The 6,610-nt window shown below is 65.4% G+C and carries 5 protein-coding genes; 3 read left to right on the top strand and 2 right to left on the bottom strand.

What is annotated here, in order from left to right:
- Positions 1-2,598 (top strand): pyruvate, phosphate dikinase (locus A2Z13_06405; GenBank protein ID OGP79998.1); only part of this gene is annotated, 2,598 nt, incomplete at its 5' end.
- Positions 2,599-2,650: 52 nt separating this feature from the next.
- Here A2Z13_06405 and A2Z13_06400 read toward each other — a convergent pair.
- Positions 2,651-3,724 (bottom strand): hypothetical protein, encoded by a 1,074-nt coding sequence (locus A2Z13_06400; protein ID OGP79996.1) that lies wholly within the window; start codon positions 3,722-3,724, stop codon positions 2,651-2,653.
- A 143-nt stretch (positions 3,725-3,867) separates the two neighbouring features.
- Between A2Z13_06400 and A2Z13_06395 the strand changes: the two genes are divergently transcribed.
- Positions 3,868-5,211 carry a glutamate dehydrogenase gene (locus A2Z13_06395; protein OGP79995.1) on the top strand — a complete coding sequence of 448 codons (1,344 nt, stop codon included), beginning with the start codon at positions 3,868-3,870 and terminating at the stop codon, positions 5,209-5,211.
- A gap of 60 nt (positions 5,212-5,271) precedes the next feature.
- Here the strand turns inward: A2Z13_06395 and A2Z13_06390 are convergent, their stop codons facing one another.
- On the bottom strand, positions 5,272-5,763 hold the full coding sequence (locus A2Z13_06390) for a hypothetical protein (GenBank protein ID OGP79994.1): 492 nt from the start codon (positions 5,761-5,763) through the stop codon (positions 5,272-5,274).
- Positions 5,764-5,969: 206 nt separating this feature from the next.
- On the opposite strand from A2Z13_06390, the gene A2Z13_06385 reads away from it, so the two are divergent.
- On the top strand, positions 5,970-6,608 hold the full coding sequence (locus tag A2Z13_06385) for a hypothetical protein (GenBank protein OGP79993.1): 639 nt from the start codon (positions 5,970-5,972) through the stop codon (positions 6,606-6,608).
- Positions 6,609-6,610 lie beyond the last annotated feature (2 nt).

Genomic DNA, 6,610 nt, shown 5'->3' with positions numbered 1-6,610 from the left:
GGGTTGCCGGGGCTGGACCAGGTGGTCCAGGGGCTGTTGCCGGGCGACAACATCGTCTGGCAGGTGGACTCCGTCGAGGACTACCTTCCCTTCGTTACCCCGTATTGCGAGGACGCACTCCGGAAAGGGAAGAAGCTCGTCTACTTCCGGTTCGCCCGGCACCCGGAGCTCGTGGGCGAGGACAGCGGTGCGGAGATCCACCGCCTGAACCCCGAGGTGGGGTTCGAGACGTTCACCACCGAGATCCACAAGGTGATCGAACGGGCGGGGCGGGGGACCTTCTACCTGTTCGACTGCCTGTCCGACCTCGCCGCCGACTGGTACAGCGACCTGATGCTCGGCAACTTCTTCATGGTGACGTGCCCGTATCTGTACGAGCTCGAGACGATCACCTACTTTGCACTCTTCCGGGACTGCCACTCGTTCGAGGCGGTCTCCGCCATCCGCAACACGACCCAGCTCCTGGTCGACGTTTTCCGGCACAAGGGAAGCTTGTACGTGCACCCGCTCAAGGTTTACCAGCGGTACTCGCCGACGATGTATCTTCCCCACGTGTGGGACGAGGGGGGGTTCCGCCCGCTGACCGAAAGCGCCGTCCTCTCGGAAGTGCTCGCGCAAATCACCGAGCAGCGCATCGGCGCCGTCTCGGGCACTCTCGACATCTGGGACCGGAAGTTCCTGCAGGCGCGGGAGATCCTGGAGGGGGTCAAGAGCGGAGCGCGCCCGGCTTCGGCAGCGGAGGACATCTTCCCGCGCCTTCTCCGGATGATGGTGACCCGGGACGAGCGGGTCATCGAACTGGCCTCCCGCTACCTCGATCTCTCGGATCTCCTGGCCATCCGGAAGCGGATGATCGGGACGGGGCTGATCGGCGGGAAATCCGTGGGCATGCTCCTGTCCCGAGCCATCCTGGAACGGACCGACGGACGCTGGCGCGGCCGGATGGAAACCCACGACTCCTTCTACATCGGCTCCGACGTCTTCTACACGTACCTGGTCCGGAACGGGCTGTGGCAGGCCCGCCGCGACCAGCGGAATACCGTCACCTTTCTTTCCGGCGCGGAAAAGGCACGCCAGAGAATCCTGTCGGGGCTCTTTCCCTCGTTCATCCGGGAGCAGTTCCTCGCCGTGCTGGAGTACTTCGGGCAGTCCCCCATCATCGTCCGTTCGAGCAGCCTCCTGGAGGACAGCTTCGGCAACGCGTTCACGGGGAAGTACGACAGCGTGTTCTGCCCGAACCAGGGGTCCCCTGAGGAGCGGCTCGAGGGATTCCTGTCGGCCGTGAAAACCGCCTACGCGAGCACGATGAGCGAGGAGGCCCTGCTGTACCGGGCCCACCGGGGGCTCCTCGACCGGGACGAGCAGATGGCGCTCCTCGTGCAGCGGGTGTCCGGGGCCATCCATGGGCACCTGTTCTACCCGCAGATCGCCGGCGTCGGGCTCTCGTACAACCCGTTCGCCTGGAGCGAATACATCGAGCCCCAGGCCGGCATGCTCCGGATCGTCTTCGGCCTCGGGACGAGGGCGGTCGAGCGGTCCGACGACGACTATACCCGCCTCGTGGCGCTCAACGCCCCCGCCCGGCGTCCGGAGGCCGACTTCGGCGAAGTCGTGGAGTTCGCCCAGCGGCGCGTCGACGCGCTCGACCTTTCGGCGAACCGGTTCGTCTCCCTGAACGTCGACGAAGTTGTGCAAGCCAGCCCGGACCTGCCGATCGACATGTTCGCGGCGCGAAGGGAACCGGCAGGCGGGCGCGCGAGGGCAGGAGGCGCGAAGGTTGCCGGCCCGTCCCGCTGCATCCTCACCTTCGACCGGCTGCTATCCGCCACGTCGTTCGTCCCGGACCTGCGGGAGATGCTTGCCGTCCTGCGGGACGCCTACCGATACCCCGTCGATATCGAGTTCACCGCCAACTTCCTCAAGGACGGCAGCTACCGGCTCAACCTCGTCCAGTGCCGCCCGCTCCAGGTGAAGGAAGGAGGGGGGATCCTGCCTCCGCCCCGCAGGATCGCCCGGAAGGACCTGGTCTTCGAATCCCGCGGGCCGGTCATCGGCCAGAGCTCGCACACCGTTATCGACCGGCTGATCTACGTCGTCCCGTCCGTCTACGGGGAGATGCCGATCGGGGACCGCCACTCCGTGGCCCGCCTCATCGGGCATCTCACCCACCTCGAGGAAGAAGGAAAGCGAAAGACCGTCCTGCTGCTCGGGCCGGGGCGGTGGGGGACGAAGATGCCGTCCCTGGGCGTTCCGGTCTCGTTCGCCGAGATCGCCACGATCTCCGTTCTGTGCGAAGTCGTCGCCATGGGGAAACACGTCATCCCGAACGTGTCCCTTGGCACCCACTTCTTCAACGACCTCGTCGAGTCGAACATGCTCTACCTGGCGGTCTTCCCGAAGGGGAAAGGGAGCTTCCTGAACGAGGGCTTCTTCCTGCGGTCGGAGAACCGGCTCGCCGAGCTGCTTCCGGAGGAGGCGGAGTGGTCCCATGTGGTGCGGGTCATCGACGTCCCGTCCCGTCCCGGTGGACGGATGCTCCTCCTCAACGCCGATTCCCTCAAGCAGCGCGCCGTCTGCTACTTCGCCGAGCAGAGCTAGAGGCGAGCCGCGCTGCCATCGGCGAAACCGGGGACGCGTGCCCGGGCGCCTCTCATGCCGGCTCCGTCTTCCGGTAGCGGACGGCCCGTCCCGCCCCGACGCGCGCCAGCAGGTTGAGGGAGACGAGCCGGGTGAGGACCTGTTTGGCGGTTTCCCGGGACAGGCCCAGTTCTCCCGCCACGAGCCGGTTGGTGACTTCCCGGTGGCGCTCGAACAGCGCAAGCGCGCCTTCCTGGTTCCCCGAGAGCCGGCCTTCCGGCGGCAGCCGCCCGAGCGCCCCTTTGAGCTCCCTCGCCTGGGTCCGCATCGCGTCCAGGAAGGCAAGGAACCACGGCCCCATGTCGGGCCGCGGCAGGTGCAACGACGCCTGGCTTTTCCGCAGGGCGAGGTAGTACTCCGCCTTGCGCTCCGCGATGACCCTCTCGAGCGAGGCGTAGGGCAGGTAGGTGTAACCGCACCGGAGGAGGAGCAGGTTGGTGAGGAGGCGGCTCGTGCGGCCGTTCCCCCCGGCGAATGGCCGGATCGCGAGGAATTCGAGAACGAAACCGGCGACGACGAGAAGCGGGTGGAACGCCGCCGAGGCCAGGCGGGAGTTCGTCCACCGCAGGAGAGCGTCCATCTCTCCGCGGATCGAGTCCGGGGCCGCGGGACGCAGCGCGATCGCCTCGACGGTCTGGCGAGGGGTGAACGAGGTACGGTCGGGGAGAGACCGGTAGGCTCCCCGGTGCGACTGGTCCCGGGGGGACGTTCTCAATAGCTCGCCGTGAAAGTTGAAGATCGTTTCCTGCGAGAGCGGCAACGTTTCGTGTCCGTCGAAGACCGCGTTCAGGAGGTGCGCGTAACTTGCCGAAGAGGACTGGCGGAGCTCCTCCGCCCTTGCCGGTGGCAGGGCGGACGCCGGACCATCCCCTCCGCGCGGGAGTCCGAGCCATTCGATCCCGACGGATGCCCTTGCGGAGAGGGCGGTCGTCTTCTTCCGCAGGCTCCCGAGGTAGGACGGGGGCGGATGGAACCGGCCTTTCCACCATCCCTTGAACTCGTCGATCTCCGAGATCCTCGCGAGGAGGGCGGGCCAGGCCGTCGGGGAGATTCCAGGGAGCCGGTTGTCCAGCCGTTTGTCCATCATCCCCTCGGTTGAAAGAATACCCGATTATACCCAATTCAAAGGGTTTGTCTTGACCCATAAAACAGAAGGGGTAAAGTCGGGTTCCAGGGCGCGCCGCAAGCTGCGCCAATCCAGCGTTCCGCTGTTGAAAGGGAGGGGAGAGCATGGCATTGACGGAGAGACTCGAGGTGATTTTCCAGGTGGTGATGAATCGCAACCCGGGGGAATCCGAGTTCCACCAGGCGGTCAAGGAGGTGCTCGAATCGCTGGGGCCGGTCCTCGTAAAATACCCGGAATTTACCGAGGCCAAGGTCATCGAGCGGATCTGCGAGCCGGAGCGCCAGACGATCTTCCGGGTTCCCTGGCAGGACGACAAGGGCGAGGTCCAGATCAACCGGGGATTCCGCGTCCAGTTCAACAGCGCGCTGGGGCCGTACAAGGGGGGGCTGCGATTCCACCCCTCTGTCTATCTGGGCATCATCAAGTTCCTCGGGTTCGAGCAGATCTTCAAGAACTCCCTGACGGGGCTGCCGATCGGGGGCGCGAAGGGCGGGTCGGATTTCGACCCGAAGGGGAAATCCGACGGAGAGGTCATGCGCTTCTGCCAGAGCTTCATGACGGAGCTGTGGAGGATCATCGGCGAGCATACCGACGTCCCCGCCGGCGACATCGGCGTAGGGGGCCGTGAGATCGGTTACCTTTTCGGGCAGTACAAGAGGCTGACCAGCAAGTTCGAGGCAGGTGTTCTCACCGGCAAGGGGCTGGTCTACGGCGGCAGCCAGGTGCGCACGGAAGCCACCGGCTACGGCTGCACCTACTTCGTCGACGAGATGCTCAAGGCGAGGAAGAACGGCTTCAAGGGGAAGAAAGTCGTCGTTTCCGGCTCCGGGAATGTGGCCATCTACACGCTGGAGAAGGTGCAGGATCTCGGGGGGAAGGTCATCGCAATGAGCGACTCCAACGGCGTGATCCACGACGAGAAGGGGATAAACCTCGAGACGATCAAGCAGCTGAAGGAAATCGAGCGCCGGCGGATCAAGGACTATTGCGAGCACCACAAGGGGGCCCGGTACACCCCGAACGGCAACATCTGGGACATCCCTTGCGACGTCGCATTCCCCTCGGCGACGGAGAACGAGATCACGGGAAAGGACGCCAAGAAGCTCGTGAAGAACGGCTGCATCGCGGTGGGCGAGGGCGCGAACATGCCCACCACGCCGGAAGGGGTCAACGTGTTCATCCAGGCGGGAATCGCCTACGGCCCGGGGAAGGCGGCCAACGCCGGCGGCGTGGCCACCTCGGGGCTGGAGATGCAGCAGAACGCCAGCAGGGAGGCGTGGGGGTTCGAGGAGACCGACGCCAAGCTGCGCCAGATCATGAGGAACGTCTTCCTGCTTTGCTCCGAGGCCGCCGAGGAGTTCGGTTCCCCCGGGAACATGGTCGTAGGGGCGAACATCGCCGGTTTCATCAAGGTCGCCCGCGCCATGATCGCGCACGGAATCGTGTAACGATTCCGGTCACCGAATGGGCCGCGTCCTGTCGGGCGCGGCCCATTCCATTTGCTTGGCTTACTTGCCGGGGGTTTCCTCGCAGTGCGGGTGGCCGTGTCCGCGGCGCATGGCTCCTTGCCCCCCGCGGCCCATCATCGACTCCATGTGCTTCACGTGGGACTCCTGGAGGTCGTCGAGCATGCGGAAGTGCGCGACGGCTGCCTTCCGGAACTCCGCCGGGTCGGTGATCCCTTCCATCTTCTTCTCGTGCTCCCGCAGGGCAGTGACGCTTTTGCGCACCTCCTCCATGTGCATCTTCATCCCCCCCATCATGGGGGGCATCCCATGGCCGTGATGTTTGTGACCGCGGAGGCAATCCTTCCTGCAGCAGTCGGCGCAGCATCCTTCGCAGTCGCACGGGCAGCCTGACATCGGCTGCGCCTTCACCGCTTCCGGCGCCTGTGCCCCCTGCCCGCCTGCGAGGTCGGCAGCCTGTACCTGACCGGGGAGGACAAGAATCGCGAGCAGCGCGATTCCGATTGCCGCCGTCGATTTACGGAAACCGTTCATCGTTGAACCCTCCTGTTGGATTTACGTTGCATCTGATGTCGGTCCCAGGATGCGGGTTTCCCGGGACCTCCATTTTTCCCCCTCGCCCTGGTCGACGGCAAGGTTTCCGGTGCCGCATCCTGGGAAGGCGGGGATATAATGAGGACGTGCCGGCGGCGGGCTGAAAACCCGGCGAATGGGAACCACGGACGGAAAAGAGGTCGATCATGCTCGTAGGCAGGCGGATGACGAAGGACCCGAAGACGGTGTCCCCGGAGGACACGCTCACCCGGGCGGCGGACATCATGCGGGAGTCCCGGGTCAACCATCTTCCCGTCGTGGAAGGGGGAAGGCTGGTGGGCATCCTCTCCGACACGGACCTGCGGAACGCCTCCCTGGCGAGCGGCCTCTTGCCGGCCGCGGAGGAACCTCCGGGCGGGGATCGCCGTGTGCGGGAGGTGATGAAGACGGAGGTCTGGTCCCTCACGCCGGAAGATTCGGTGGAGGATGCCCTCCTCATCATCTGCAGGAAGAAGTTCGGCGCCCTGCCGGTCCTCTCGGGAGATCGGCTGGTCGGAATCATCACGAAGGTCGACCTTCTGAACGCCGTCATCGACGTCCTGAACCTCGACGATGTAGGCCTCCGGATCGAAGTCTCCCTCCCGCGGACCTTAGGCCGGTTCGAGGAACTGATCGCGGCCCTCGAAGGGCTTTCGGCCCGGGTCTGCAGCTGCATCATCACCCCGCGGAAGGGGGGGGACGGGATGGTCGCGCTCCTGAGGCTGGACACGATCGATGGCCCGAGGGTCCTGGCCGCATTGCGCGCACTGCGCTTCGAAGTGCTCGGGAAGACCGACTTCGCGTGAAC

Source organism: Deltaproteobacteria bacterium RBG_16_64_85 (genome assembly GCA_001798885.1).
Classification (GTDB): Bacteria; Desulfobacterota; Deferrimicrobia; order Deferrimicrobiales; family Deferrimicrobiaceae; genus FEB-35.
The sequence above is the reverse complement of the archived record's forward strand: the minus strand, read 5'-3'. Positions and strand labels throughout refer to the sequence as shown.

Coding starts and splice junctions, on each gene's coding strand:
- A2Z13_06400 (OGP79996.1), bottom strand. CDS start 3,724: ATGATGGACAAACGGCTGGACAACCGGCTCCCTGGAATCTCCCCGACG.
- A2Z13_06395 (OGP79995.1), top strand. CDS start 3,868: ATGGCATTGACGGAGAGACTCGAGGTGATTTTCCAGGTGGTGATGAAT.
- A2Z13_06390 (OGP79994.1), bottom strand. CDS start 5,763: ATGAACGGTTTCCGTAAATCGACGGCGGCAATCGGAATCGCGCTGCTC.
- A2Z13_06385 (OGP79993.1), top strand. CDS start 5,970: ATGCTCGTAGGCAGGCGGATGACGAAGGACCCGAAGACGGTGTCCCCG.